We start from the raw sequence: 26,272 nt of genomic DNA, 5'->3' as shown, positions 1-26,272 counted from the left end.
ACCGCTGACCAGGATCAACGCTTCTCACGGAAAATCTCGTTCAGGACGGAGGCAAGACGTTGCGCATCGTGCCGCGGCGAGCCGTCCTCATCCGCCACCGCGGCCAGAACGAGCCGCCCGCCGAACTCCGCCGCCGCCTTCGCCAGCTCTTCCTGATCCTCTGTCACCCCGATGTCGGCGAGCACCACGTCGATCTCCAGGGAGGGCGCGTGCCGGCGCAGCACCTCCAGATGCTCCTGGGGAGAGAAACCATCCGTCTCCCCCGGCTGCGGCGCCAGATTCAGCGCCACCAGACGGCGCGCCTCGGTGATGTGCAACGCCTCGGCCAGCTGCGGCACCATGAGATGGGGCAGAACGCTGGTGAACCACGAACCGGGCCCGAAGACCACCCAGTCGGCGTCCAGGATCGCCTGCACCGCCTCGGGGCAGGCGGGCGGATCCTCGGGGACCAGCGAGATGGCCTGGACCCGGCCGGGCGTGAGCGCGCAGGCCACCTGACCGTGCACGGTGCTCACCCGGCCGTCCAGCTCGACCTCCGCGGCGATGTCGAGCGGCACCGAGGACATCGGCAGCACCCGTCCGTGCGCGCCGAGCAGCCGGCCGACCCAGTCGAGCCCGGCGACCGTGTCACCGAGCTTCTCCCATAACGCCACGATCAGCAGGTTGCCGACCGCGTGCCCGTGCAGCTCGCCCTCACTGCGGAAGCGGTGCTGGACGACCTCGCTCCAGGTCCGTCCCCACTCGTCGTCACCGCACAGGGCGGCCAGTGCCATCCGCAGGTCTCCCGGCGGGAGCACACCGAGCTCGCGGCGGAGCCGCCCGCTCGAACCCCCGTCGTCGGCCACGGTGACCACCGCCGTCAGCTCCGAGGTGACCCTGCGCAGCGCCGACAGCGACGCGTACAGCCCATGGCCTCCCCCCAGCGCGACGACCTTGAGATCTTCGATCACTCCCGGCCCACATCCCGATGACTTACCTGCACCTCCATGCCACCCCGGTCTCGCAACCGGCCGCCGATCTGCTCGGCCATGGCGACACTGCGGTGCTTGCCTCCGGTGCAGCCGACGGCGAGCGTGGCATACCCCTTGCCCTCCCGGGTGTAACCGGCCGCGATGATGCCGAACACCTCCTCATAGGCGTCCAGGAGCTCCTTCGCACCCGCCTGGTTGAGAACGTACTCCCGCACGGGGGCATCGAGCCCGTTCATCGGACGGAGCTCAGGGACCCAGTGGGGGTTGGGCAGGAACCGGCAGTCGACGACCAGGTCGGCGTCGACGGGCAGGCCGTACTTGTAGCCGAAGGAGACCACGTTGACCCGTAGACCCGGCCGGTCCTCGCCGCCGAAGAAAGCGACGATCTTACCCCGGAGTTCGTGAACGTTGAGATTGGAGGTGTCGATGACCAGGTCGGCGTTGGCCCGGACCTCCCGCAGGATCCCGCGCTCACGGGCGATCCCGTCGACCAGCCTGCCCTCTCCCTGCAAGGGATGCGGGCGGCGGACGTTCTCGAACCTGCGGACCAGCTCCTCGTCACTGGCCTCCAGGAACACCACGCGTACGGCGACGCCTCGGCCGTCGAGCTCCTCGATCGCGGCGTTCAGGTCGGTGGTGAAGGCCAGGCTGCGCACATCGACCACAGCGGCCACCTTGTCGGCGGCCAGCTTGACCCGCCCCGCCTCCTCGGCCATGGCGAACAGCAGGCCCGGCGGCAGGTTGTCGATGACGAACCAACCCAGGTCCTCCAGTGCCTTGGCCGCGGTGCTCCGTCCCGCCCCCGACATACCGGTGACGATGACGAACGCGGTCTCTCTTCCTTTCATCAGCTCTCCCCCTTCAACGCCGACACGATCGTCTCAGCCGTAGCGGGGCCGATCCCGGGAATCTCACAGATCTGGGCCGCGGTCGCCTCCCGTAGCCGTTTCACTGATCCGAAATGCTTGATCAGGGCTTGCCTGCGGGCCGGACCGAGCCCGGGAACCTCGTCCAGGGCACTTTCCTTGACGCTCTTCGACCGCTTCGAACGATGGTAGGTGATGGCGAATCGATGGGCCTCGTCACGTACACGCTGCAGGAGGTAAAGAGCCTCACTCGACCGGGGAAGGATCACCGGCAGATCCTCGCCCGGGAGCCAGACCTCCTCCAGTCTCTTGGCCAGGCCACAGACCGCCACATCGTCCACACCCAGCTCGTCCAGGGCGCGCTGGGCGGCGGCCGCCTGGGCCGGCCCGCCGTCCACGACGACCAGGTTGGGCGGATAGGCGAACTTGCGCGGCCGGCCGGTCTCCGGGTCGAGGGTCGGTTCGGCGCCGGTCTCCGGGCCCGTCTCCGGATCGGGTTCGGTGTCGAGCTCCCCGGTGGCCGAGCGCTCCTCCAGGTAACGCTTGAACCGGCGCGAAATCACCTCGTATATCGAGGCTACGTCACCTTCGGTGGAACGGACGGAGAACCTGCGGTATTCACTCTTACGGGCCAGACCGTCTTCGAACACCACCATGGACGCCACCACGTTGGTGCCCTGGATGTGAGAGACGTCGTAACACTCGATGCGCAGCGGCGCCTGGTCCAGGTCGAGCGCGTCGGCGATCTCCTGCAACGCCTTGCTCCGGGTGGTCAGGTCACTGGCCCGCTTGAGCTTGTGCTGCTTCAGCGCCTCCATGGCATTGCGCCAGACGGTCTCCATCAGCGTTTTCTTGTCTCCACGCTGCGGGACACGGATCTCCACCCGGGCGTTGCGGTGCTCGCTGAGCAGCTCGGTGACCGCCTCCGCGTCGGGCGGGAGGACGGGGACCAGCACTTCCCTGGGCAGCGCCTCGGGAGCCGCGTCTCCGTACATCTGCAGCAGGAACTGCTCGACCAGCTCGGCGGGCACGGCCTCCTCGACCTTGTCGACCACCCATCCGCGCTGGCCCCTGATGCGTCCACCGCGGACGTAGAACACCTGGACCGCCGCCTCCAGTGGATCCTCAGCCAGCGCGACCACGTCGCAGTCGGTGCCCTCCCCCAGCACCACGGCCTGCTTCTCCATCGCCCGCAGCAGCGCCTGGATGTCGTCGCGCAGCCGGGCGGCCCTCTCGTATTCCTGGTCCGCGGCGGCCTGACGCATCTCCCGCTCCAGCCGCTTCATGAACCTGCCGGTGTTGCCTGCCATGAAATCGCAGAAGTCGTCGGCCAGTGTCCGGTGCTCCTGGGCGGTGACCCTGCCGACGCAGGGCGCCGAGCACTTGTCGATGTAACCCAGCAGGCAGGGCCGGCCGATCTGTCCCGCGCGCCTGAACACCCCCGCCGAGCAGCTCCTGATCGGGAACACCCGCAGCAGCAGGTCGACCGTCTCCCTGATGGCCCATGCATGGGAGTAGGGGCCGAAGTAACGGGTTCCCTTGCGCCTGGCCCCCCGCATCACCTGGACCCGGGGGAACTCCTCCCCCATGGTGACCGCGAGGTAGGGATAGGACTTGTCGTCGCGGTATTTGACGTTGAACCGCGGGTCGTACTGCTTGATCCAGGAATATTCGAGCTGGAGCGCCTCGACCTCGGTGCCCACCACCGTCCAGTCGACGTCGACGGCGGTGGTGAGCATCGTCTGGGTACGCGGGTGGAGACCGGCGAAATCGGCGAAGTAGGAGTTGAGGCGCTGGCGCAGGTTCTTGGCCTTGCCCACATAGATGACCCGGTCGTCGGCGTCTCTGAACCGGTAGACGCCCGGTGAATCGGGAATCGACCCCGAACTGGGACGGAAACGCGCCGGACCAACCACAGATCTCACCACGCTGAAAGCCTATCGGCCTTCACCGACAGGATTCCTTCGCCGGAAGCCCCTATCGGACCCGGCATCTCCGCGGCACGCGGTCCCCGCGCCCGCCCCCGTGGCACCGGCGCGGGGACCGCCCGCGTGACACGATCCGCGCCGCCCGTGCCGGGTCCGCCTGCCCCGGGCCGGCGCCGCGGGAGGTGCTCAGGCCAGGGTGATGGAGTCGCCCTCGACCTTGATCGCCTTCTCGGGCAGGGGCTTGTCGGCCGGGCCGTTGACGACGGAACCGTCTTCGATCTTGAACTTGCTGCCGTGGCACGGGCAGTTGATCACGCCCTCCGAGACGGAGGCGACATCACACCCTCGATGGGTGCAGACAGAGCTGAAGGCCTTGAACTCTCCGGCCTTCGGCTGGGTCACCACCACCTTGTCCCCCTTGAAGACCTTGCCGCCCCCCTCGGGGATGTCCCCGGCCTTGGCCAGCACCTTCGCCCCCGAGCCCGCCCCGGCGTCCGCTCCCGTGCTCGAACTCGCCGCCGGAGCGGACGAGGGTGCCGCGGCCCCGGTCTCCGAGCCCCCGTCGGCGGCCGGCTCGCCGTAACCCGAGCACGCCGTCAGCACCGCCACCATCCCGGCACCTCCCGCGCCCAGCATCACCGCGCGACGCGTCGTATCAGTCATGGTCATCCTCCAGAGTCCTCAGCTTCATCTTCGGTTACGGCTGCACCCCCGCTGCCGGTTCAGCATGCCGTACCTCTTGTCAGAGGACTGTGAAGATTTACGCCTTGGGAGTATTTATCGCCATCTCCCGGTGGCCGGGTCAGATCACCACGATGCCGTCCCCGTCGACTTTGAGCGCGAACTCGACCAACGGGGCCTCAGCCGGACCCTTGAGGCACTTACCGGAGTCGGCGGCGAACTCGCTGCCGTGGCATGGGCAGCGGATGACACCGTCCGCGACCCGGCCGACCGAGCAGCCCTTGTGCGGGCAGCTCGCGGTGAACGCCTTGAACACCCCGGCGGAGGGCTGAGTGATCACGATCTTCCACTTGCCGATGACCTTGCCGCCGCCCACCGGCACGTCGGCCGTCCGGGCGATGACCTTGCCCTTGATACCCGGCGGCACGATACCGGGACCGGGTTCGCCGTCGGCGCAGCCGGTGAGCGCCGCCCCGCACGCCACGGCCGCCGTGGCGCCGATCACATACCTGCGGGTGGGCATGGGGGAACCTCCACTGCCGTTCATCGCGGCCCTTCTCGCAACATCTCCCGCCAAAACCGGGCTACCGCGTCAAGGGTATTGACGCGGTAGCCCGGTTCCCCATCCGACCTCAGCTGCCGAGGATCTTGCGCAGGAATCGTCCGGTGTGGCTGTCCTCGACCAGGGCGATCTCTTCGGGCGTACCGGTGGCGAGCAGGTTGCCACCCCGGGAGCCCCCTTCGGGCCCCATATCGATCACCCAGTCGGCGGTCTTGATCACGTCAAGGTTGTGCTCGATGACGATGACCGTGTTGCCACCGTCGACGAGCTTGCCGAGCACGCCCAGCAACCGCCGGATGTCCTCGAAGTGCAGGCCCGTGGTCGGCTCGTCCAGCACGTAGATCGTCCGGCCGGTGGAACGGCGCTGCAGTTCGGAGGCGAGCTTGACGCGCTGCGCCTCACCGCCGGACAACGTCGTGGCCGGCTGCCCCAGCCGGACATAGCCCAGGCCGACGTCGTTCAGCGTCTGCAGGTAGCGCTTGATCGACGGGATCGCGTCGAAGAAGCCGAGTGCCTCCTCGATCGGCATGTCGAGCACCTCGGAGATCGTCTTGCCCTTGTAGTGGACCTCCAGGGTCTCCCGGTTGTATCGCGCGCCGTGACAGACCTCACACGGCACGTAGACGTCCGGCAGGAAGTTCATCTCGATCTTGATGGTGCCGTCACCCGAGCAGGCCTCACATCGGCCACCCTTGACGTTGAAGCTGAACCGGCCCTTCTGGTAGCCGCGGACCTTGGCCTCGGTGGTCTGCGCGAACAGGTCGCGGACCTTGTCGAAGACACCGGTGTAGGTCGCCGGGTTGGATCGGGGGGTGCGCCCGATCGGCGACTGGTCGACGTGCACGACCTTGTCGACGAGGTCCATCCCGTTGATCCGCGAGTGGCGGCCGGGGACCGTCCGTGCGCCGTTGAGCTCCTTGGCCAGGGCGTTGTAGAGGATGTCGTTGACCAGTGTGGACTTGCCGGACCCGGAGACGCCGGTGACCGCGGTGAACACCCCGAGGGGGAACTCCACGTCCACGCCCCTGAGGTTGTGCTCGCGGGCGCCCTTCACCGTGATCTGCCGCTTCTTGTCACGCTTGCGGCGGTGGGCGGGGACGGCGATGCTCTTGCGCCCGGACAGGTAGGCGCCCGTCATCGAGTCCTCGGAGGACAGCAGATCGGCCACCGTGCCGGAGACGACGACCTGGCCACCGTGCTCACCTGCGCCGGGACCGATGTCCACCACCCAGTCGGCCGCGGCGATGGTGTCCTCGTCGTGCTCGACCACGATGAGCGTGTTGCCCATGTCCCGCAACCGGATCAGGGTCTCCAGCAGCCGCTGGTTGTCACGCTGGTGCAGGCCGATGGACGGCTCGTCGAGCACGTAGAGCACACCGACCAGGCCCGAGCCGATCTGGGTGGCCAGCCGGATGCGCTGGGCCTCGCCTCCGGCGAGGGTGCCCGACGCGCGGTCCATGGTCAGGTAGTCGAGACCCACGTCCAGCAGGAAGCCCATCCTGGCGTTGATCTCTTTGACCACCCGTTCGGCGATCTGCATGTCCCGGTCGGACAGCTCCAGCTTGGCCAGGAACGCCGCGCAGTCACCGATCGACATCGCCGAGACGTCGGCGATCGAACGGTCGTCCACCGTCACGGCCAGGGAGACCGGCTTGAGCCTGGCCCCCTTACAGGCCGGGCAGGGGATCTCCCGCATGTAGCCTTCGTACTTCTCCCGCATGCCGTCGCTCTCGGACTCGGCATGGCGGCGCTGCACCCAGGGGATGACTCCTTCGAAGGTGGTGTAGTAGGAGCGCTCACGGCCGTAGCGGTTGCTGTAGCGGACATGGACCTGCTCGCCGTAACCGTGCAGCAGGGCGTTCTGCGCCTTCTTCGGAAGCCTCTCCCACGGGGTGGTGATCTTGAAGCCCATCGTGAGGCCGAGAGCCTCGACGAGACGGACGAAGTAGTCGCTGGTGTGCCCGCCCGCCCACGGGGAGATCGCGCCGTCGTCCAGCGCCTTCTCCGGATCGGGCACGATCAGGTCGGGGTCGACCTCCATCCGCACCCCGAGGCCGGTGCACTCGGTACAGGCTCCGAAGGGCGAGTTGAAGGAGAACGAACGAGGCTCCAGCTCCTCGAACGAGAGGTCGTCATAGGGGCAGTAGAGGTGCTCGGAGTAGAAGCGCTCACGGTTCGGATCGTTTTCGGGGAGGTCGACGAACTCCAACGTGATCGTGCCACCGGAAAGCTGCAGAGCGGTCTCCACAGAACCGGTGAGCCGGCTGCGCGCGCTCTCCTTGACCGTCAGCCGGTCGACGATCACCTCGATGTCGTGCTTCTCCTGCTTCTTCAGCGTCGGCGGCTCGTCCAGCCGGACCACCGTGCCGTCGACCCGGGCCCGGGCGAAGCCCTTGGTCTGAAGCTGGCTGAAAAGCTCGGCATATTCGCCCTTGCGGCCGCGGATCACCGGGGCGAGCACCTGGAATCGGGTGCCCTCCGGCAGCTCCATCACCCGGTCGACGATCTGCTCCGGGCTCTGCCGGGCGATCGTACGGCCGCACTGCGGGCAGTGCGGCTTGCCGATGCGTGCCCAGAGCAGGCGGAGGTAGTCGTAGACCTCGGTGATCGTGCCGACCGTCGAGCGCGGGTTGCGGCTCGTCGACTTCTGGTCGATCGACACCGCGGGCGAAAGCCCCTCGATGAAGTCGACATCGGGCTTGTCCATCTGCCCGAGGAACTGGCGGGCGTAGGCCGACAGCGACTCGACGTACCGGCGCTGGCCCTCGGCGAAAATGGTGTCGAAGGCCAGGCTGGACTTACCCGAGCCGGACAGCCCGGTGAAGACGATCAGAGAGTCTCGCGGCAGGTCCAGCGAGACGTCCTTGAGGTTGTGTTCGCGTGCGCCACGCACGATGAGGCGGTCAGCCACTGCAGTCCCGACGTCGTTGTAGAAGGTTGAAAGCGGTCGCGGGAAGACTAGCGACGGGGTCCGACAATTTTCGGAGCAGCGTCCGGAGGGTCCTGGGTTTCCCCGCCGTCTCCAGACTACGGTCTTCCCGCGGGTCATCGAGGTCGCTTGATGTCGCGGCCCCATCTTCCAACCACGGGAACACGATCGTTTATGCCCTGGCCCGGAGCACCGCCCAGATGATGGAGTGGTGAGGCGAGATCCTCCTCGCCCGAAGGCGGGGGCTCATGTCCGAGGAGCCATGATGAACGTCCTGGAAACGCTCCGGGCCGAGTTGGCCATCTCCACCGCCCGTCTGCTCGCCACCGCCGCCGTCCTGTCCGACGACGACGTCGCGGCCCCCTCCCGGTTGCCCGGCTGGACCCGGGGACACGTGCTCACCCACGTCGCGCGCAACGCCGACAGCCACGTGAACCTCATGACCTGGGCCAGAACCGGGGTCGTCACCCCCCAGTACCCCGATCCGGCGGCGCGCGACGCCGGGATCGAGGCAGGAGCCGCACGGCCCGCGAAGGAGCAGCTGGCCGACCTGGAGGAGAGTGCGGCGGGTCTGGCCGAGGCCATCGAGGCGGTGCCCGCGGAGGGATGGACCACGCTGGTCGGCGGCATCCGCTCGCCCGGCCATCCGGCCTGGTACGTGCTGGTCCGCCGGATACGCGAGATCGGGATGCACCACGTTGACCTGGGAGCGGGCTACGCGTGCGCCGACTGGCCGGAGGTGTTCGTCCGCAGGGAACTGCACGACGTGATGGTGTCCTGGCCGCACGAGCTCAGCACGGTCAGTGAGATCGTGGTCGAGGAGGTCAAGGAGGGCGACAAGCACCATCAGATCTGGCGGGAGCTCGGATCGGGCCCGGTGGTGCAGGGCGACGCCTGGACCCTGCTGGGCTGGCTGACCGGCCGCTCGCCGGGAACGGGACTCAGGGTGATGCCGGAGGGGTCACACGGCGAGCGGCCCACCGGAGCCGACGCCGGGCCGCTGCCCGCGCCACCACCATGGATGATCAGGACTGCGCCCCTTCACCTGCCCATCACCCCTCCTGAGGAGTATCCGTCAACGACCCCCTCCTGAGGGAGGGGGCTTGAGGTGCAGCGATGCGTTTCGAAGCCCCGCGTCGACCAGCCCTGGCCGTCACGATCCGGAGGTGTGATCCAGATGGCCACCTCGAACACAAGACAGCAGACCCACCGGCCACCCAACCCATTCAGAAGCGCGGAACCATGCCGCGTTTCCTCCCCCGCCTGACGACGGGGGTCTCCACGCTGGAGGTATTGATAATGACGTACACCGGTGACGTGCAGGTCGGCGGTCCCGCCGACGTGCGCGAACTGCCCGCCCTGACGATCTCCAAGATGGCCGTCGGCCCGTTCGACAACAACGCCTACCTGGTGCGATGCAACGAAACCGGCGACGGCGTGCTCATCGACGCCGCCGCCGACGCCGACCGGTTGCTGGCGTTCATCGGGGACCGGCCGATCAGCAAGATCATCACCACCCATCAGCACGGTGACCACTGGCAGGCGCTGGAGGAGGTCGCCGGTGCGACGGGCGCGGCGGTGGTCGCGCACCCCCTCGACGCGGCCGCCCTGCCGGTGCCGGTGGACCTGGAGGTCGAACACGGCGACGGGATCACCGTGGGCGCGGTCACGTTGGAAGTGATCCATCTGCGGGGACACACGCCGGGCTCGATCGCCCTGCACCACCCCGGCCATCTGTTCACCGGCGACTCCCTCTTCCCCGGTGGTGTCGGCAACACCAACAAGGATCCGGAGCGCTTCGACCAGTTGTTCACGGACGTGTCGGAACGCGTCTTCGACCGGCTGCCCGACGAGACCTGGGTGTATCCGGGTCACGGCAGGGACACCACGCTCGGCGCCGAACGGCCCTCGCTGCCGGCCTGGCGGGAGCGAGGCTGGTGATCGCCCGCCCGCATGGCCGGCGCACAAGGCGCCGGCCATGCGGATCGGCCTGCGACCACTCCATCACGCGGGCCGTACGGAGATCGGCAAACAGGCTCCGCGGCGGAGGCCGTGTGCCGCCATCCGTCAGGTGAGGCTCTCGGACTCCTTGCGTTCCTTGCGCTTCTCCCTCTTGAACATCAGGACACGCAGCGGGATGGCGGCCACGATGGTCACCTGCATGATGGCGCCGACCTTGATCAGCGTGTCACCCCCGGCCAGTCCCGCGGCCCAGATGGTCAGGCATGCGACGTTGATCATCATCCAGGCGAGCACGGCCGCGGCCAGGTTGCCCTTGGGCTTGGGGTATTCGATCCGGCTCACCATGAGGTAGGCCACCCCGAAAATGGGCAGCAGGGTCACGATCGACGGCGGGAACAGCAGAACGATCGAGACCACCGTCATGGCGCCCATGGGAATGGGCAGGCCCATGAAGTCACCGCTCGTGGTCTTCACACAGGCGAAGCGGGCCAGCCGGATCACTCCGGCCAGCAGCACCGACGCAGCGGCGACCATCACCAGCGGGAACGGCACCTTATGGGTGAAACCACCCCAGATGACCACCATGAAGGCGGGTGCGAAGCCGAAGCTGATCACATCGGCCAGGTTGTCCAGCTCCGCTCCCATCGCCGAGGCGCGGAACTTGCGTGCCACCAGGCCGTCGAACAGATCGCAGGTGGCGCCGATCAGGAGAAGCACCACCGCGGTGCCGAAAAACTGGGGAACGGCTGCGAACTTCCCGTTCGTCTGGAGCTGGTTGATCGCCGACCAGGCCAGCACGCAGACGGCGAGAAAGCCGCACAGCGCGTTGCCCAGGGAGAGGGAGTCCGCAGCCGAGAGCCGGAACGCCTTGCCGACGGGTCCTCGCGGCTCGTCGTCCGTCTCATCCAGCGGCCAGCTCGCGTCAGCCGTGGTCAAGTCCGGTCACCCCCGCGACGGTCCGCTGCCCGACCGACACAGCAGGAGCGACCCCCTCGGGGAGGTAGAGGTCCACACGCGAGCCGAACCGGATGAGCCCGATCCTCTCGGCTCTGGCCACCTTCGCCCCTGTCGTCACGTAGGGCACGATGCGGCGTGCGACCGCCCCGGCGATCTGGACCAGCTCGATGTCACCGAGCGCGGTGTCCAGATGCCAGACGACCCGCTCGTTCTTGTCGCTGTCCTTGTTGAAGGCGGGCAGGAACCCCCCGGCCACATGCTCCATCGAGGTGACCGTGGCGGCCAGCGGCGCACGGTTGACGTGCACGTCGAGAGGGCTCATGAAGATGGCCACCCTCGTGCGGCCGTCCGGCCAGGGATCGATGCTCTGCACCACACCGTCGGCGGGCGACAGGATCCGCGCGGGACCTGGCGTGCGCTCCGGATCGCGGAAGAACCAGAGCATGCCACCGGTGAGCACGGTCAGGGGAGCCGCCGCCAGCGCCCAACGCCGGTCACGACGGCTGAGCAGTGAGGTCGCTGCGGCGGCGGCCACGGTCGGGAGCAACCACGGGGAGACGCCACGCGCCAGCCGTACCCGGCCTGGCTGGTGGCTTGCAGAATCGTGGGACACAGGGAACCTTTTGTCATGTCTTGCGGCATTAGACCGGTATATCTACCTGCCTTGAGGCAGGATGCTACCCATCTTCTCTGCCCTTGTATGGCGCAACCAGACAAGCAAAGCCCCTCACGCGCCGATCCGCTAGCCCTGCGTGCCACTCGCGGAGGTGGTGGTTTCCTTGCTTTCGCGTCCGTCGCGACGGATCTTTATCAGGCTGGCCACAGTAGTGATCACCATGGTGACGCCGATGACCGACAACGACAGCCAGATGGGCACCTCGGGCGCCCAGGAGACGCCACTGGAGTGCAGCGCCTCGAGAATCAGCTTAACCCCGATGAAACCGAGGATGAACGCGAGACCGTAGCTCAGGTAGATCAGGCGCTGCAGCAGACCACCCAGCAGGAAGTAGAGCTGACGCAGCCCCATCAGGGCGAACGCGTTGGCACTGAAGACGATGAAGGCGTCGGTGGTGAGTCCGAAGATCGCGGGAATGGAGTCGAGCGCGAAGAGCAGGTCCGTGGTGCCGATGGCGACCATCACGATCAGCAGGGGGGTGACCATGCGCTTGCCGTCGATCTTGACGATGACCCTGGAGCCCACGTAGTCGTCGGTGTGCGGCAGCACCCGCCGTGCCCAGCGCAGGACCGCGTTCTCCTTGTACTCGTCGTCATCGTGGCCGTGCTGGCGGACCAGCTGCACCGCGGTGTAGATCAGGAACAGGCCGAAGACATAGAACAGCCAGCTGAAGCTCGCCAGGGCGGCGGCGCCGATGGCGATGAAGGCACCGCGCATCACCAGGGCCATCAGGATGCCGACCAGCAGCACCTTGTGCTGGTGAATCTTGGGCACCGCGAAGCGGGTCATGATGATGTAGAAGATGAAGAGGTTGTCCACGCTCAGGCTGTACTCGGTGATGTAACCGGCGAAGAACTGCCCTGCCGGGGTCGGTCCACCGAAGATCCACAACACGACGCCGAAGACGACGGCCAGGGCGACATAGAAGGAGACCCAGGCACTGGCCTGCTTCATGGAGAACTCCCGGGGCTCACCCCGGTCGACGATCCAGAGATCCAGGGCCAGAACCACAAGGAGACCACCGATAACGGCGATCCATGCCCAAAAAGGAACAGTCACAATGAATAACCCTCCGGCGGCGCGCACGACTGACTGCCGGAGGTCTCTCCCGCCCGCGAGAAGCCACATGCGGACCGACAGCCCCGGGGGCCTCGTGGAGCGAGGCAGCACCGTGATGACGAGACTGTCACGAAGGGATACTCCCCCCCTAACCAAGCCAGTATAGGTGTGACGCTTGGAAGCGCCTAATTCAGCGATCAGGCGGAGCCTGGGTTTTCGAACCATGTTCATATTCCCGGGAGAGGCCGCCGTACACCGCCAGCACGGCGTCCAGCGCCTGTTCCGGACCGGGCAGTTCGGCGCCCCTTCCGGCAGCCGCCGCGGCCAGGACTCCGGCGAGTTCGTCGTCGGCGAGCACTCTCCCCACCGCGTCGTGCGTCGCGGCGACGTCCCCGTAGCGCACCAGAAGCCCGCCCTCCCCCACCATCGAGGGGACACCGCCCACCGCGGTGGCGATCACCGGCGTCCCGGCCCGCAGAGCCTCCTGGACGACGAGCGGCTGCCCCTCCCACCGGCTGGGCACCAGGAGGGCCCGCGCGATCCCGAGCAGGTCCACGACATCCCCGCGGGCGCCCAGGAGTCGCACCGGCAGGTCCTCCCTGTCGATGCGGCTCTGCAACTCATGGAGCAACGGCCCCTCACCGGCGACCAGGAAGATCGCCCGCGACGCCGGCCCGGTGGGCGGGCGGCCCGGCCCGAAGGCGGCGGCGACGTCGAGCAGAACCTCCAGCCCCTTCTGCTGGGCGAGCCTGGCGACCGTCAGGAGGACGGGCCGGTCCCCGATGCCGAGTTCGGTGCGGATCTCCTCCCTGCTGCGTCCGGACGGCACCAATGCGGGCGCGGGGACCACGGCCGCCTCCACCCACCTGGCGCCCAGCGCCGTCATCCGCTCCCCCAGATCGGGAGAGACCACCAGGATCCGATCGGCGCGGCGGGCGACGATCCGCTCGAGAGCCCCGTAGACCGCGCCGATCGCGCCGCCCGCCGTGGCGGCGTTGTGGAGGGTCACCACCAGGCCGGTCCGGGTTCCGGTCAGGGCGAGCGCGGCCAGCGCGCCGGCCCGCAGTCCATGAGCGTGTACGGCGTGCGCCCCACGCAGCGCCCGCAGGGCCCGCACCGCACGCAGGTCGCCACGCGGCCGGGGCCGATCCGAGATCGGCACCGGGACGAACCGTGCCCCCAGCCGGCCGAACCCGAAGGCGTCCTCGGTGTCCGGCGGCCCGGCCACGACCACCTGATGCCCCCTCCGCACCAGCCCTCCGGCCAGCATGGCCACATGCCGCCCCACCCCGCCCGCGCTGGTGCCCAGCACGAAGGCCAGTCGTGAACCCGAGTCAGCCATCGTCAGCGGTTCCCTCCCGCAGTGTCGGACACCCGCCTGAACCGCCCCAGCAGCATCCGGGCATCCGGTCTGTCGATCACTCCGGCGACGATCGCGAACACCGCCGAACCGGCCACCGCGGCCCCTGCCCCGACCACCACGCACATCCAGCGTGACACGTCGTGGAAAGCCGTGACGACGGTGATTCCGGCACCGTACGCCGCGATCCCGCCGAGCACGGCGGCGAGCAGCGCCCGCCATGTCCCGTCCAACGTCGCCCTGCCCACCGTCCCGAGCACCGCGAGCACCAGCAGCACCCCGCCCACGGTCATGCCGACGGTGCTGCCCAGCGCGAGCTGTCCCACGACCTCCGGCCGGGCGTGGGCGGCGCGGGCCAGAAAGATCTGGGCCACCAGCGCGACGGCCCACCCGGCCACCGACGCGACCGCCGCCGGGCGACCCCTGCCGTGGGCGTACAGGACCCGCGCGAGATGGAACATCAGCGCGTATCCCACCAGGCCCGGCGCGAACAGCGCGACGGCCGCGGCCATCTCCCCGGGATCCTCCCCACCCGGTGTGCCCTCCAGGAACACCCGGGACACCGGCATGGCCACCGCCGCCATCACCCCGGCGGCCAGACCCGTCACCAGCAGGATCGCCCGGGTGGAGGAGGCGGCGAGGCCGTCGAAACCGGCCCGGTCACCGTCGGTCGCCCGGGCGGAGAGCGCCGGGAACGAGCTGGTGGCGATCGGCACCACGAGCACCGCGAAGGGGAGCTGGTACAGCGCCCAGGAGTAGGTGTAGAGACCCGTCACTCCCCTTCCGCCCAGGTCGTTGGCGAGGCTGACCACCACGGTCAGCGTGATCTGCTGGGCGATGAGCACGGCGAGGCCCGCGGTGGCGAGCCGCCCCGCGCGGGCCGCGACGCCCGGGGGGAAGGACAGTGAGGGGCGCAGCCGCAACTTGAGCCGGGCCACCGGGCCGGCCACGGTGACCACCATCGCCGCGGCCGCGACCGTCGCGCCGAGCGAGAGTGCCAGCTGCCCCGCCGTGGTGAGCCGCGACAGGTCGTCGGCGGCTCCATCGCTGACCGGTCCGAACACCAGGTAGGAGGCGACGATCAGCAGGCTGGAGACCAGCGGCGCCAGGGTGGGCCCCATGAACCGCCGGTGGGCCTGGAGCACGCCGTACAGGACCACCGCGAGGCCGAAGAAGATCATGCGTGGGGCGAAGACGACGAGCATGCTCGTCCCGGCCGCGACGACCTGGGAGACATCGCATTCCGGCACGTTTCCCACCAGCAGTGTGACGATCGGCCCGGCGAACGCTGCGATGATCAGGGTCAGCGGCACCAGGGCGAGCATCGCCCAGGTGAGCAGGGCCGAGGTGATCCGGCCGACCTCCGCCCTGGCCTCGGGATCGGTGCCGGCCCGGGAGGCCGGCGAGGCCAGCACCGGCACCACCATCCCCGCGAGCGCGCCACCGGCCACCAACTCGAAGACGATGTTGGGCACGTAGTTGGCGGTGTTGTAGGCGTTGCTCAGGCAGAGATTGCCGACGGTGTGGGACTGCACGAAATAACGGCCGAATCCGACGATCCGGGCCGCCATGGTCACGATGCCGATGAGAAGTGCCGCCCCGGCGACCCCCTGCCCGATTTTTCTGATCATCAGTGGACGGGCGCCTGCTCCACAGGGCGACGGCCGAGCATGTCGATGCGGTTGAGCACGGGGTGACCGGCGATGACCTTGGTGAAGCTGATCTTCTCCGAGGCCGCGGTCAGCGCGACCACGGTGCCGAGCACCGCCAGGCGTCCGGGACGGCCGAGGGCGACGGAGGCCGCCAGGCCGAGCAGCGCACCCAGCGCGTTCGCCCCCGCGTCGCCCAGCATCGCCCGCTCGCCGAGGTCTTCGTTCAGGAGCGCGACCGCGGCGCCGACGGGCAGGGCGGCCAGGGTGGCCGAGGTCGGAGTGCTGCGGTAGAGGCCCACGGCGAGCAGGGGGGCGCCGGTGAGCAGGCCGACCTTGACGGCCCGGCCGGGACGCAGGTCGAAGAGATTGGCCAGGTTGGCGCAGCCCGCGATCAGCACGCCGTTGACCACGGTGTCGACGGGGCCGCGGGAGGTCAGCGCGGCGGCCGCCAGGCCCGTCACCCCGATACCCATGATCTTCACGGCACCGCTGGTGACCTCACCTTTGCCCAGGGCGCTGAGATGACCCTTGAAGCCCTTGGAGGACGTCGCGCCGTACAGGTCGTCGTAGGCTCCGAGACCGCCGGCTCCGGCCACGGCCAGCAGAACGGCCGCGCGGACCCTGGCGGGCAGCCCCGGGACCACGGCGGCGGCCGTACCGGCGCCCGCGACGAAGGCCGGCCCCTCAAGCAGGGTGATGGGCTCGCCCCGGTGGTTGGTCCGGTTCCAGGTCTCCACGTCGCCGACCGGTGGCCTGCGGGTGAAGGCGGCGTAGGCGGCACGGGCGGCCACCGCACCGAGAAGGGCGCCGGTCAGGGCTCCGAGAAAAGCGCGACGGGCCATCGGGTCATCCTCCGGGAGTGGCCGTGGGGGTGGGGATGGGGGACGCGCTGGGCTCGATGCCCGAGACGCCGGAGCCGATGCCGTACTGTCCCGTGACCCCGGACAACTGCTCCCGCAGAGCGTAGACCACCACAATCCGACCCGCAGGCATATCGACGTTGTCGACGCTGGAGACCTTCTCCGCGACGGCGGTGTCCTCACGCAACGCGGCGATCGCCCCACCGGACGTGGTGGCGGGCAGAGCACCGGCCAGCACGGCACCCCTGCCGGCCTCGTCCAGGCCGAGGGCCATCGAGACGATCGCGCTCGCCTGCGGAGCCGCGCTCTCCCCCAGGTACGGCTCCGCGGGGGCGATCAGCACGGCCAGGTCCGCACGCTTGGCGGGCTGATCGGTGACGCTGAGCAGGCCGTCTCGCTGGAAGGCTTCGAGGATCCCGGTGGCCGTGGGATTCACCTTGCCCACCTGGGCGGGGTCGCTGGTCACGATCGCGTCAGCGAGCAGGGTGGCCGCCCTGTCATAGGTCGTGCCCTCGACGGGCACGTTCATGTCGATGGGTTTCACCTCGGTGACCAGCTTGTCGATGGAGGCCACGCGGCCGGGGTCGACATATCTGTCGGTGAGGGTGACCCTGCCGGTCACGGTCGCCCCCGACTCGGCGATCACTTCCTGCACCGCCTCACGCATGCCCGAGGTGGCACCGGGGGCCTCCACGATCACGACGCTCTCGGTCGCCAGCGCATCCTGGACCAGCCGGGGGGTGGCGGCGGCGACGAAGGCGTCGTTGCCCGCCTCGCGGGTCTGAAGTGCCTCGATCTCGTCGCGGAGCACGGTGTTTCCCTTGCTCAGCCCGTCGGCGAGACTCTGGGCCGTCTTGATGGCGGGATCCTCCAGGAAGCTGGTGCCCAGCACGATGCCGACCGACAGCGCGAGGAAGATCGCGACAACGGAGACGAGGTGATAACGGAAATCGATCACGAGAAGAGTCCGACCAACCAGAAGATGAAGCCGTTCCAGCCGTCACGGACGCTGTCCACCCAGATCTTGCCCACCGGGGAGAAGAAGATCGCAACTCCCATGGTGATCAGCGTGGTCGCCACGAGCAGGAGCAGCGAAGGAGTGGAGATCCGGCTGCGGTAGAGCCGGCTGACGCCCTTGGCGTCGACGAGCTTGCTGCCCACCCGGAGCCTGGTGAGGAAGGTGCTGGCCATGCCGGAACGGCCCTTGTCGAGGAACTCCACCAGGGTCGCGTGCGTGCCGACGGCGACGATCAGGTCGGCGCCCTTGTCGTCGGCGAGCAGCATCGCGATGTCCTCGCTGGTACCGATCGCCGGAAAGGTCACGGCTTCTTGGCCAAGCTGCTGGACCCGTTCCAGGCCGGGGGCCCGGCCGTCCTTGTAGGCGTGCACGACCAGTTCGGCGCCGGAGGTGAGGGCTTTGGTGGAGACCGAGTCGAAGTCGCCCACGATGATGTCGGGCTGGTAACCGGCCTCCATGAGCGCGTCGGCGCCGCCGTCGACACCGATCATGATCGGACGGTATTCACGGATGTAGGGGCGGAGGACGGCGATGTCCTCCTTGTAGTGGTAACCGCGCACGACGATGAGGACGTGGCGCCCCTCCATGACCGTCCGGACGTCGGGCACCCCGATCCCGTCGATGAGCAGATCGCGCTCGCGCCGGACGTATTCCATGGTGTTGGCCGCGAAGGCCTCGATCTGGACGGTCAGTCCGGCTCTCGCCTCGGCCATCGCGGCCTCGATGGATTCGGCCGTCTGGATGTCGCCCTTGCCGACCAGTTCGTCGTCGAGGTAGACCGCTCCCTCGTGCACCCGGACCAGATCGCCGTCCTTGACCCGGTCGAACAGCTCGGAGGTGGCGTTGTCGATGAACGGCACCCCTGCCTCGACGATGATCTGCGGGCCCAGGTTGGGGTAGCGGCCGCTGATGCCCGTGGCAACGTTGACCACGCTCGCCGCGCCGCACGCGACAAGCGCCTCCGCGCTCACCCGGTCAACGTCAACGTGATCGATAATCGCGATTTCCCCGGGCCGCAGGCGTTTGGTCAGCCCCTTGGTCCGCCGATCGATTCTCGCCACTGCCGTCACCCCGGGAAGGTCCGTGACCTTCCTTCGGCGGAGGTAACCGTTGAGCCTGCTTCGAAGCTCGTCAATCGGCACCTTCATTACGACCATCCTGCCAGAGCGAACGACCAGGAAAGCCAACCCGCCGGGGTGACGCCAGATTCGTCACGGAAGATTCCCACAGGTTCCTGCTCCCCCGAGAGCGGGGAAACAGTCTTGTTCAGGCCTTGTCCGCGGCCGCGATCGCGAGCAACTCCTCCGCGTGCGCACGGCCCAGCTCCGAGTCCTCCATGCCCGCGAGCATACGGGAAAGCTCCCGTGCCCTGCTGTCCTTGTCGAGGGCGACCACGCCGCTGCGCACCACGCTGCCGTCGCCTGCCTTCTCCACGACCAGATGCTGGTCGGCGAAGGCCGCCACCTGGGGCAGATGAGTGACGACTATCACCTGCGCCGTGCGGGCCAGCTGGGCCAGCCGACGGCCGATCTCCACTGCGGCTTTGCCACCCACGCCCGCGTCGACCTCGTCGAACACGAACGTCGGCACCGGGTCGGCACCGGCGAACACCACCTCGATGGCGAGCATCACCCGGCTCAGCTCGCCTCCGGACGCCCCCTTGTTCAACGGCAGCGGAGGAGAGGCGGGGTGCGGGGACATCCGCAGCTCGATCTCGTCGACACCGTGCGGGCCGAAGTCGCCGGCGGCCGTCAGGTCGACCACCACCCGGGCGTGCGGCATGGCCAGTGCGGTGAGCTCCTCGGTGACGGCCCGCCCGAACCGTTCGGCGGCGGCGGTCCGGATCCGGGTCAGCTCCGCGGCCAGTTCGGTGAGCCGTCCGGTGAGCTCGTCGTGCTCGCGGGTCAGGTCGTCGATCCGCTCGTCGTCGCCTTCGAGTTCGGCGACGCGCAGCGCGGCCTGGGCGGCCCAGGCCAGCACCACCCCGGTGTCCTGGCCGTACTTGCGCACGAGGCCGGCCAGCACGGCCTGGCGCTCCTGCACCACCGAGAGACGGACCGGATCGGCTTCGACCGACTCGGCGTAGGAGGCCAGCTCGGTGGCGACATCGGAGATGAGATAGCCCGCCTCGGCGAGCCGATCGGCGATTCCGGCCAGCGCCGGGTCGAACTCCCGGACCGCCTCGACGGCCGTACGGGCCTGGCCGACCAGGGTGACGGCGTCCTGCATGATCTGCTCGCTGGACATCGGATCGCCGAGTAGCGCCCGGTGCGCCGTCTCTGCCGCGTTTCTGAGGGAGTCGGCGTGGGAGAGCCGCTCCACCTCCTCGCGGAGCTCGCCGTCCTCACCCGGTTTGGGGTCGGCTCTCTCGACCTCTTCGAGCCCGAACTTGAGCAGATCGGCCTCCCTGGCGCGCTCCTGGGCCCTGGCGGTCAGCTCGGCCAACTGGTCGGCGACCTGCTTATGACGCTTGTAGACGTTCTCGTACGCTCTCAGCGGCTTGACCAGATCCTCGCCCGCATAGCGGTCGAGGGCGGCTCGCTGGCGGCCGGGCTGGAGCAGCCGCTGCTGGTCCATCTGGCCGTGGACGGCCACCAGATCCTCGGCGAGATAGGTGAGGGTGCCCACCGGGACGGCACGGCCGCCCAGCCAGGCGCGGCTGCGGCCCTCGGCGGAGACGGTACGCGAGATGATCAACTCTCTGTCCTCGATCACGCCGCCCACGTCCTGAACCTGCTGGGCCACTCTGCCCTGCGGATCGACCAAGAGCGTGCCCTCGACAGTGGTCTTGTCCGAGCCGGGACGGACCCGGGCGGGATCCGCCCGGCCACCGAACAGCAGCCCCAGGCCGGTCACCACCATGGTCTTGCCCGCACCGGTTTCGCCCGTGAGCACGTTGAATCCCGGCGACAACACCAGGACGGCCTCGTCGATCACACCGAGCCCCTGGATACGGACCTCCTCGACCCTGGGTCGCACTGGTCCCTCCCGTCACATCGAATCCACCGAACATCAGTGCGGTACGCGGGCACGATCCTACGCGCTTGGGATGGGAATCGCCCGGACGCGCTACAGCCGCGTACGGCCTCGCCATCCCTGCACAGGAAGATCGAATTTGGCGACCAGCCTGTCGGTGAACGGCGCTCCGGTGTCCTCCAGGCCATGGAGTCGCGCCAGCCGTACCGGCACCTCACCCCGCCGCACCTCGACCCGTGCTCCGGCGGGCAGGTCGAACCGGCGGCGGCCGTCACACCACAGCACCGCCCCGGCCGTGTCCGGCTGAACCTCCAGCGCCAGCGTGGAACGGGGGGAGATCACCAACGGCCGGGCGAACAGCGCATGGGCGCTGATCGGAACCAGCAGCAGCGCCTCCACCTCCGGCCAGACCACCGGCCCGCCGGCCGAGAACGCGTAAGCGGTGGAACCGGTCGGCGTGGCACAGATGACCCCGTCACACCCCCAGCGCGACAGCGGCCGCCCGTCGATCTCGGCGACCACCTCGAGCATCCGGTCGTTCTTCTCCACGGTGGCCTCGTTGAGCGCCCAGGTGTCGGCCAGCAGTTGCCCGTTGAGGCGGGCGGTGACATCGGTGGTCATCCGCTCCTCCACGTCATAACGCTCCTGGACCACGCAGTCCACCGTGACCGTCAGATCGTCCACCTCGGCCTCGGCCAGGAAACCGACATGCCCGAGGTTGACGCCCAGCAACGGCACACCGGCCGGACGCGCGAGTTCGGCGGCCCGCAGCAGGCTGCCGTCGCCGCCGAGCACGATCATCATCTCGGCGTCCTGGACGGCCGTGGCACTGGCGGGCACCACGTCGGTGCCCGCGCACGCGATGGCGTCTGCCTCGGCGTTGAGGACACGCACGGTCAACCCGGCGTCCAGCAGTCGGCCGATCACCACCCGAGCGGCCTCCACGGCCGCTTCCCGCCCGGTGTGGGCGGTGACCAGCACGGTGCGCTTCGTAGTCATGTTCACTCTTTCAGGGGATAACCACTACTGAGGGCCCTCTGTCACCGCGCGTTCGATCTCGGCGCCGAGGTCCACGACCGGCGGCGCGCCGTCCCCCTTGCCCAGCCAGATGACGTATTCCACATTGCCCGAGGGACCTGGCAGCGGGCTCGCGGTGACGCCCCGCACGGTCAGGCCGAGCGTCTGCGCGGCTTCAGCCACATCCTGCACCGCCTGCGCCCGCAGTGCGGGATCGCGGACGACCCCTCCTGCGCCGACCCGTTCCCTGCCGACCTCGAACTGCGGCTTGACGAGCATCGCGAAGTCGGCCTGCTCGGCGGCGCATCGGGCCAGGGCGGGCAACACCAGGCGTAGCGAGATGAAGGAGAGGTCGCCGACGATCAGCGTGGGAGCCTCCCCCACCATTTCGGGGGTCAGGTCCCTGACGTTGACCCGCTCCATGACCGTGACCCGATCGTCGGTCCGCAACGACCAGGCGAGCTGGCCGTACCCGACGTCGACGGCGAGCACGTGCGCCGCGTCGTTACGGAGCAACACATCGGTGAACCCCCCCGTGGAGGCGCCGGCGTCCAGGCAGCGCCGCCCGGCGACGGTCAGTCCCCGGGGTCCGAAGGCATCCAGGGCGCCGAGGAGCTTGTGCGACCCCCGCGAGACGTAGTCGGGTCCTTCGGCCGCCTCGGTGACCACGATGGCGGAGGCGGTGTCCACCTGCGTCGCGGGCTTGGCCGCCAACCGTCCGCCTATGCTGACCCGGCCTGCCTCGATGAGCTGGGCGGCCTGCTCACGGGAGCGGGCCAGCTTGCGGCGTACGAGCTCGCTGTCGAGACGCGTCCGCCGGCTCATCGCTGCTGTTCCGGGGCATTTTCCACCGAGGCGAGCGACTGTTCCAGCCCGGTGAACACCTCCTCGAACACGTCCACGTGCGCCGAGACGGGCAACGCGCCGAGACGGGCGAGCCCGCCCAGCGCGGTGTCGACCCGCTCCTCGCCGATCTCCTGCGGCAGGTCCGTCATGCGCTCCCTCCGGAGTGCTCTTGGCCGTCATGGTGGTCACACGGGCACATGGCACACGACCGGCTCTGCCCGTGGACGCCCCTGACCGTATCGGAAGCCACGGCACCCGTCGCCCGGGTATCGGTGCCCGGTCCCGTAGCCGGTCGAATTTCTCGCCGCCGACCAGGTCGAACGCGCCGGACAGGCGTTTCGAACGCCATGACAGAAACCGCTCTCCTGCGAGGTGTCGGACCATGTGCCGGATCGCACATCGTATTCAGGTGAACGCTACCGGAATGCGGGCCGCTGCTCCGGACTTCAAACCTGGCAGCATGTCAACGTCGGTAGGTTCATAGGATTCGGGGCGGCCCGAACGAAGGCCGGTCCGAACGGAAGGGAGTGCCACACGATGGCAACCGTCGACGAGTGCAGGGTGGCGCTACGCAAACTCGCCGAGCAGTTCGACGAGATCGACCAGGAGAGCCGCAGCCGGCATGTGGTCGAGCGCACTATCAGCTGCCACATCCGCGATCTCGGCGTCACTTTCTACGGCCGCCTCCGTCACGGCGGCCTCGGCCCATTCGACGATTCGCCACCCGCTGACGGCAAACCCGCCGAGGTGAAGCTGACCATCGGCAGCGACGACCTGGTCTCCCTGGTCAACGGCGAACTCGACATGGGGCGCGCCGTGTTCGGCGGCCGGGTCAAGATCGACGCCAGCTTCGGCGACCTCCTCCGCCTCCGCAAGCTCCTCTGAAGGTCCGACTCGGTGGCGGGCCGGGAGACATCGGCGTTCCCGCTCGGAACAGGCAGGACACGGCCGTTCACCCGGCCACGCGGACCCCTCCGGCATGGGCCCTACGGAGCTCTTCTCCCGGCTCCGGTGAAATCACCGGGATGACGCACGGCCTCCGAATGTGGAGGCCAGCACGGCCTTCACCGCATCCTCGTCCGCCTCGCCCTCCCCGGCGGCCTCCCATGTCGTGGCAGAGGCCGCCCGGAGTCCGTTGAGCGGATCCCCCTGCCCTTCAAGACGGAGACGGCCCTCCTCCCATGAGGCCGTCCACCCCTCGCAGACCCACCCGCCCTCGCTCCGGCGCACGGGTGGATAAGGCCTGTGCAGGTCCGACAGATCGGCCGCGACATAGGTGGGGCGATGCCGGGGGCCGGCGGTCAGCAGGTCAAGCGGGCTCGCCACACCGGTCAGCACCAGCAGGCTGTCCACTCCCGCATTGGTGGCCCCCTCGATGTCGGTGTCGAGACGATCGCCCACCACCAGTGGCCGCTCCGATCCGGTCCGCAGCATCGATTCCCGATGCAACGGCGGCTCGGGCTTTCCCGCGACGATCGGCTCTACGCCGGTCGCTGTGGCGATCACCCGCGTCATCGCACCGTTTCCTGGCAGTTCGCCCCGGCCGGTCGGCATCGTCGAGTCGGCGTTGGCCGCGACGAACAGCGCGCCCTGCCGCACAGCCAGCGCCCCCTCCGACAACAGGCCGTAGGAGAGCCCGGGAGCGATGCCCTGCACCACCGCGACCGGGTTGTCCATGGCGGTGCTGACCGGCCGCAGGCCGTGCGCACGTAGGGCGCTACGCAGGCCCATCCCTCCGACCACCAGCACCGCCGCACCCGGCTCGACCCGCTCGGCCACCAGCCGCGCGGCGGCCTGGGCCGAGGTGACCACGTCCTCGGGAGCCGCCGGGGCCCCGATCTCACTCAGGTGATCGGCTATCGCCCCCGGAGTGCGCGAGGCGTTATTGGTGACGTAGGCGAGCCGTACACCGCTTTTCGCCGCCTCGCGCAGCGACTCGGGAGCCCCCGGGATGGCATCGCGCCCGAGATACACCACCCCATCAAGATCGAGGAGAAGAGTGTCATAGAGGTCAATCAGCGTCTTTACGTCCACGCGCTCATTTCATCATCTATGTGGGTCATATCCGGCGGGCACGTAACGTGGCACGGACGCTTTTCAGCGCCGACACGTAGTGCCGCTGGTCGGGACGCATCGCCACCGCGATGGCCAGAGGCTCCTGAGCTCCCTCCATGTCACCGGTGCGCCACAGGGCGAGGCCGAGACCGAAATAGGCGTAGTCCTCGGTTGGATTGGCGTCGACGATCCAACGGAAACTGTGCACGGCATCGGCGTACTGCCGGGAGTTGAACTGAGCGCGGGCCAGCGCCTCTCGAATACTCCGTGACTCCGGCTCGGCGTCGGCGGCGCGCTCCAGGAGTGCGACAGCCGCAGCCGGGCTCCCCTCGGCCAGTAGTTTCATCCCTCGTTGGAACCAGTCATAGACGTCCCCGGCCGGAGCGCCCGTCTCGGGGCGGGGGGAATCAGACGGACCGCTACGTCCTTGGACCATACGTGAGGCCTCCTTCATCGACAGACGACGGATCTGACCGACTTCCTGACGGCCCGGACACCGCCACGCCATCGGAGCGGTCCCTGGACGTTTCAGGCCTTTATGGCAGCATGCCCTCTATGGCGAATCCTGAACTGCCGGTGCCAGACGGGCTGGTGCTACGCCCATTTCGCGCCCTGCGGTTCACGGTTGACGACCTGGCCAAGGTGACCTCTCCGCCCTATGACCTGATCGCCGAAGCCGATGTGCGGGACTTGCTCGACTCACATCCAAACAACGTGGTGCGCCTCATCCTTCCCGGCGCCGACCGCCATCGATACAGTGAGGCGCGAGAGACACTCCGGAGCTGGCTCTCCACCGGTGTCCTGGTGGCCGACGAGGCACCCGCCGTATATGTCTACGAACAGACCGGTCCGGGGGTCCTGCAGCGCGGGCTCATCGGTGACGTGGGCCTGGCCTCCCCGGAGCAACAGGTCATCCTGCCGCACGAGGACGTCATGCCCGGACCGGTGGCCGACCGGTTGGCACTGATGCGCATCACCGAGGCCAACCTGGAACCCATCTTCCTGCTCTACGAGGGTGACGGTGGTGCGGCCACCCTTCTTGTGGACCAGATCGCCGCCTCCCGGCCGCCGCTGATCGAAGCGGAGACCCGCGACGGGGTAAGGCACCGGCTGTGGGCCATCACCGACCCCCACGAGATCACCTCTCTCAACACCGATCTCCGGACCAGGCAGGCCCTCATCGCCGACGGCCATCACCGCTATGCCACCTATCTCGCCCTTCAGCACGAGCACCACACCCTCAAGCCAGGGCAGCATGGCTCAGCGGACGACGTGACCGCACCCGGGCGCCCTGCGAGCTCTGGCCCCTGGGACTTCGGCCTGGCGCTCCTGGTGGACTCCACCGCCTATCCGCCGGATCTGAAGGCCATCCACCGGGTCATCCCCGGGCTGTCGCTGGAGGAGGCGGTTACCAGGGCCAAGAGAGCCTGGCAGGTACGTGAGCACGTCGGTCTCGCCGAGGGAATGGCCGCGTTGAAGAACTCCACCGGGCCGGCATACCTGCTGTCCGCCGGAGGCGCGGCGCATCTCCTTACCGACCCCGACCCGGACCAGCTGGAGCAGGCCATGCCCACCGATCGATCCGCTCGGTGGCGCGCGCTGAACACCTCCGTCCTCGCAGAGTTCCTGCTGCCGAAAATCTGGGGAATGAACGACAACGAGCAGTCGGTGCGCATCGTGCACCATGATCCGGAGAAGGCCGTACGGCTTGCGCGCGAGTCCGGGGGGACAGCGGTGCTGCTGAACCCGCTGACGGTCGACGACGTGCTTACGGTCGCGGCCCAAAAGGAGAAAGTGCCGCGTAAGTCAACTTCCTTCGGCCCCAAACCCCGCACTGGACTGGTCCTGCGCACCTTCACCTTTGGCTGACCTGCCGTCGACCGGCTTTCCCGTTTGG

24 protein-coding genes are annotated in these 26,272 nt (G+C 68.6%); 4 read left to right on the top strand and 20 right to left on the bottom strand.

The window, feature by feature from the left end; translation table 11 throughout:
* Positions 1 to 14: 14 nt before the first annotated feature.
* The 6 genes from yvcK to uvrA form a co-directional block, all read right to left on the bottom strand.
* Positions 15 to 950 (bottom strand): uridine diphosphate-N-acetylglucosamine-binding protein YvcK, encoded by a 936-nt coding sequence (yvcK, locus tag OHA77_RS36920; RefSeq protein WP_326823571.1) that lies wholly within the window; start codon positions 948 to 950, stop codon positions 15 to 17.
* A complete protein-coding gene (gene rapZ / locus OHA77_RS36915; RefSeq protein ID WP_326823572.1) occupies positions 947 to 1,819 on the bottom strand; it encodes an RNase adapter RapZ in 873 nt (290 codons plus the stop codon). The genes yvcK and rapZ overlap by 4 nt, the downstream gene beginning before the upstream one ends.
* Positions 1,819 to 3,753, bottom strand: coding sequence for an excinuclease ABC subunit UvrC (gene uvrC / locus OHA77_RS36910; RefSeq protein ID WP_406319936.1), 1,935 nt, complete (start codon positions 3,751 to 3,753; stop codon positions 1,819 to 1,821). Before uvrC ends, rapZ begins: the two co-directional genes overlap by 1 nt.
* A 198-nt stretch (positions 3,754 to 3,951) precedes the next feature.
* Complete coding sequence (locus OHA77_RS36905; RefSeq protein WP_406313839.1) at positions 3,952 to 4,428, bottom strand: Rieske (2Fe-2S) protein; 477 nt, start codon at positions 4,426 to 4,428, stop codon at positions 3,952 to 3,954.
* A gap of 139 nt (positions 4,429 to 4,567) precedes the next feature.
* Complete coding sequence (locus OHA77_RS36900; protein WP_326823574.1) at positions 4,568 to 4,969, bottom strand: Rieske (2Fe-2S) protein; 402 nt, start codon at positions 4,967 to 4,969, stop codon at positions 4,568 to 4,570.
* 109 nt (positions 4,970 to 5,078) lie between these two features.
* The gene (uvrA, locus tag OHA77_RS36895) at positions 5,079 to 7,919 is read right to left on the bottom strand and encodes an excinuclease ABC subunit UvrA (protein ID WP_406313838.1); all 2,841 of its coding nucleotides are present in this window, start codon (positions 7,917 to 7,919) and stop codon (positions 5,079 to 5,081) included.
* A 283-nt stretch (positions 7,920 to 8,202) separates the two neighbouring features.
* On the opposite strand from uvrA, the gene OHA77_RS36890 reads away from it, so the two are divergent.
* Together OHA77_RS36890 and OHA77_RS36885 are read left to right on the top strand one after the other, a co-directional pair.
* Positions 8,203 to 9,030 carry a maleylpyruvate isomerase family mycothiol-dependent enzyme gene (locus tag OHA77_RS36890; RefSeq protein ID WP_406313837.1) on the top strand — a complete coding sequence of 276 codons (828 nt, stop codon included), beginning with the start codon at positions 8,203 to 8,205 and terminating at the stop codon, positions 9,028 to 9,030.
* 206 nt (positions 9,031 to 9,236) lie between these two features.
* The gene (locus OHA77_RS36885) at positions 9,237 to 9,878 is read left to right on the top strand and encodes an MBL fold metallo-hydrolase (RefSeq protein ID WP_406319935.1); all 642 of its coding nucleotides are present in this window, start codon (positions 9,237 to 9,239) and stop codon (positions 9,876 to 9,878) included.
* 126 nt (positions 9,879 to 10,004) lie between these two features.
* Here the strand turns inward: OHA77_RS36885 and pssA are convergent, their stop codons facing one another.
* The 12 genes from pssA to OHA77_RS36825 all read right to left on the bottom strand — a co-directional run bounded on the left by pssA (position 10,005) and on the right by OHA77_RS36825 (position 22,469).
* On the bottom strand, positions 10,005 to 10,835 hold the full coding sequence (gene pssA, locus OHA77_RS36880; RefSeq protein ID WP_326823578.1) for a CDP-diacylglycerol--serine O-phosphatidyltransferase: 831 nt from the start codon (positions 10,833 to 10,835) through the stop codon (positions 10,005 to 10,007).
* On the bottom strand, positions 10,822 to 11,469 hold the full coding sequence (locus OHA77_RS36875) for a phosphatidylserine decarboxylase (protein ID WP_406313836.1): 648 nt from the start codon (positions 11,467 to 11,469) through the stop codon (positions 10,822 to 10,824). Before OHA77_RS36875 ends, pssA begins: the two co-directional genes overlap by 14 nt.
* 129 nt (positions 11,470 to 11,598) lie before the next feature.
* Positions 11,599 to 12,591, bottom strand: a complete 993-nt coding sequence (locus OHA77_RS36870) for a TerC family protein (RefSeq protein WP_406313835.1) — start codon at positions 12,589 to 12,591, stop codon at positions 11,599 to 11,601.
* Positions 12,592 to 12,781: 190 nt separating this feature from the next.
* Positions 12,782 to 13,933, bottom strand: coding sequence for a glycosyltransferase family 4 protein (locus OHA77_RS36865; protein ID WP_406313834.1), 1,152 nt, complete (start codon positions 13,931 to 13,933; stop codon positions 12,782 to 12,784).
* A gap of 2 nt (positions 13,934 to 13,935) precedes the next feature.
* Entirely contained in the window at positions 13,936 to 15,582 is a 1,647-nt protein-coding gene (gene murJ, locus OHA77_RS36860; RefSeq protein ID WP_406313833.1) for a murein biosynthesis integral membrane protein MurJ, read from the bottom strand.
* Positions 15,582 to 16,445 carry a hypothetical protein gene (locus OHA77_RS36855; protein WP_406313832.1) on the bottom strand — a complete coding sequence of 288 codons (864 nt, stop codon included), beginning with the start codon at positions 16,443 to 16,445 and terminating at the stop codon, positions 15,582 to 15,584. Before OHA77_RS36855 ends, murJ begins: the two co-directional genes overlap by 1 nt.
* A 4-nt stretch (positions 16,446 to 16,449) precedes the next feature.
* On the bottom strand, positions 16,450 to 17,421 hold the full coding sequence (locus OHA77_RS36850) for a copper transporter (protein ID WP_406313831.1): 972 nt from the start codon (positions 17,419 to 17,421) through the stop codon (positions 16,450 to 16,452).
* A complete protein-coding gene (gene steA, locus OHA77_RS36845; protein WP_326823585.1) occupies positions 17,418 to 18,629 on the bottom strand; it encodes a putative cytokinetic ring protein SteA in 1,212 nt (403 codons plus the stop codon). The genes OHA77_RS36850 and steA overlap by 4 nt, the downstream gene beginning before the upstream one ends.
* Positions 18,630 to 18,747: 118 nt before the next feature.
* Positions 18,748 to 20,460: a DNA repair protein RecN gene (gene recN, locus OHA77_RS36840; protein ID WP_406313830.1), complete on the bottom strand. Its 1,713-nt coding sequence runs from the start codon at positions 20,458 to 20,460 to the stop codon at positions 18,748 to 18,750.
* Positions 20,461 to 20,550: 90 nt separating this feature from the next.
* Positions 20,551 to 21,456 (bottom strand): NAD kinase, encoded by a 906-nt coding sequence (locus tag OHA77_RS36835; protein ID WP_406313829.1) that lies wholly within the window; start codon positions 21,454 to 21,456, stop codon positions 20,551 to 20,553.
* 24 nt (positions 21,457 to 21,480) lie between these two features.
* Complete coding sequence (locus tag OHA77_RS36830; protein ID WP_326823588.1) at positions 21,481 to 22,299, bottom strand: TlyA family RNA methyltransferase; 819 nt, start codon at positions 22,297 to 22,299, stop codon at positions 21,481 to 21,483.
* Positions 22,296 to 22,469 (bottom strand): hypothetical protein, encoded by a 174-nt coding sequence (locus tag OHA77_RS36825; RefSeq protein ID WP_326823589.1) that lies wholly within the window; start codon positions 22,467 to 22,469, stop codon positions 22,296 to 22,298. Before OHA77_RS36825 ends, OHA77_RS36830 begins: the two co-directional genes overlap by 4 nt.
* Before the next feature lie 388 nt (positions 22,470 to 22,857).
* Here OHA77_RS36825 and OHA77_RS36820 point away from each other — a divergent pair, with 388 nt between their 5' ends.
* A complete protein-coding gene (locus OHA77_RS36820) occupies positions 22,858 to 23,205 on the top strand; it encodes an SCP2 sterol-binding domain-containing protein (protein WP_406313828.1) in 348 nt (115 codons plus the stop codon).
* Between the two features lie 132 nt (positions 23,206 to 23,337).
* On the opposite strand, the gene OHA77_RS36815 is transcribed toward OHA77_RS36820, so the two are convergent.
* Both OHA77_RS36815 and OHA77_RS36810 read right to left on the bottom strand, forming a co-directional pair.
* Complete coding sequence (locus OHA77_RS36815) at positions 23,338 to 24,354, bottom strand: HAD-IIA family hydrolase (RefSeq protein ID WP_406313827.1); 1,017 nt, start codon at positions 24,352 to 24,354, stop codon at positions 23,338 to 23,340.
* 25 nt (positions 24,355 to 24,379) lie between these two features.
* Positions 24,380 to 24,811: a tetratricopeptide repeat protein gene (locus tag OHA77_RS36810; protein WP_326823592.1), complete on the bottom strand. Its 432-nt coding sequence runs from the start codon at positions 24,809 to 24,811 to the stop codon at positions 24,380 to 24,382.
* Positions 24,812 to 24,930: 119 nt separating this feature from the next.
* On the opposite strand from OHA77_RS36810, the gene OHA77_RS36805 reads away from it, so the two are divergent.
* Positions 24,931 to 26,244, top strand: coding sequence for a DUF1015 family protein (locus tag OHA77_RS36805; RefSeq protein ID WP_406313826.1), 1,314 nt, complete (start codon positions 24,931 to 24,933; stop codon positions 26,242 to 26,244).
* The last annotated feature ends 28 nt before the right edge of the window (positions 26,245 to 26,272 follow it).

The organism is Streptosporangium sp. NBC_01639, assembly GCF_045209755.1.
In the GTDB taxonomy this organism is placed as follows: Bacteria; Actinomycetota; Actinomycetes; order Streptosporangiales; family Streptosporangiaceae; genus Streptosporangium.
The sequence above is the reverse complement of the archived record's forward strand: the minus strand, read 5'-3'. Positions and strand labels throughout refer to the sequence as shown.

Coding starts and splice junctions, on each gene's coding strand:
- OHA77_RS36900 (WP_326823574.1), bottom strand. CDS start 4,969: ATGCCCACCCGCAGGTATGTGATCGGCGCCACGGCGGCCGTGGCGTGC.
- OHA77_RS36855 (WP_406313832.1), bottom strand. CDS start 16,445: ATGGCCCGTCGCGCTTTTCTCGGAGCCCTGACCGGCGCCCTTCTCGGT.
- rapZ (WP_326823572.1), bottom strand. CDS start 1,819: ATGAAAGGAAGAGAGACCGCGTTCGTCATCGTCACCGGTATGTCGGGG.
- steA (WP_326823585.1), bottom strand. CDS start 18,629: ATGAAGGTGCCGATTGACGAGCTTCGAAGCAGGCTCAACGGTTACCTC.
- OHA77_RS36905 (WP_406313839.1), bottom strand. CDS start 4,428: ATGACTGATACGACGCGTCGCGCGGTGATGCTGGGCGCGGGAGGTGCC.
- OHA77_RS36830 (WP_326823588.1), bottom strand. CDS start 22,299: ATGAGCCGGCGGACGCGTCTCGACAGCGAGCTCGTACGCCGCAAGCTG.
- OHA77_RS36805 (WP_406313826.1), top strand. CDS start 24,931: ATGGCGAATCCTGAACTGCCGGTGCCAGACGGGCTGGTGCTACGCCCA.
- murJ (WP_406313833.1), bottom strand. CDS start 15,582: ATGATCAGAAAAATCGGGCAGGGGGTCGCCGGGGCGGCACTTCTCATC.
- OHA77_RS36825 (WP_326823589.1), bottom strand. CDS start 22,469: ATGACGGACCTGCCGCAGGAGATCGGCGAGGAGCGGGTCGACACCGCG.
- OHA77_RS36885 (WP_406319935.1), top strand. CDS start 9,237: ATGACGTACACCGGTGACGTGCAGGTCGGCGGTCCCGCCGACGTGCGC.
- OHA77_RS36865 (WP_406313834.1), bottom strand. CDS start 13,933: ATGGCTGACTCGGGTTCACGACTGGCCTTCGTGCTGGGCACCAGCGCG.
- OHA77_RS36810 (WP_326823592.1), bottom strand. CDS start 24,811: ATGGTCCAAGGACGTAGCGGTCCGTCTGATTCCCCCCGCCCCGAGACG.
- OHA77_RS36835 (WP_406313829.1), bottom strand. CDS start 21,456: ATGACTACGAAGCGCACCGTGCTGGTCACCGCCCACACCGGGCGGGAA.
- OHA77_RS36890 (WP_406313837.1), top strand. CDS start 8,203: ATGAACGTCCTGGAAACGCTCCGGGCCGAGTTGGCCATCTCCACCGCC.
- OHA77_RS36820 (WP_406313828.1), top strand. CDS start 22,858: ATGGCAACCGTCGACGAGTGCAGGGTGGCGCTACGCAAACTCGCCGAG.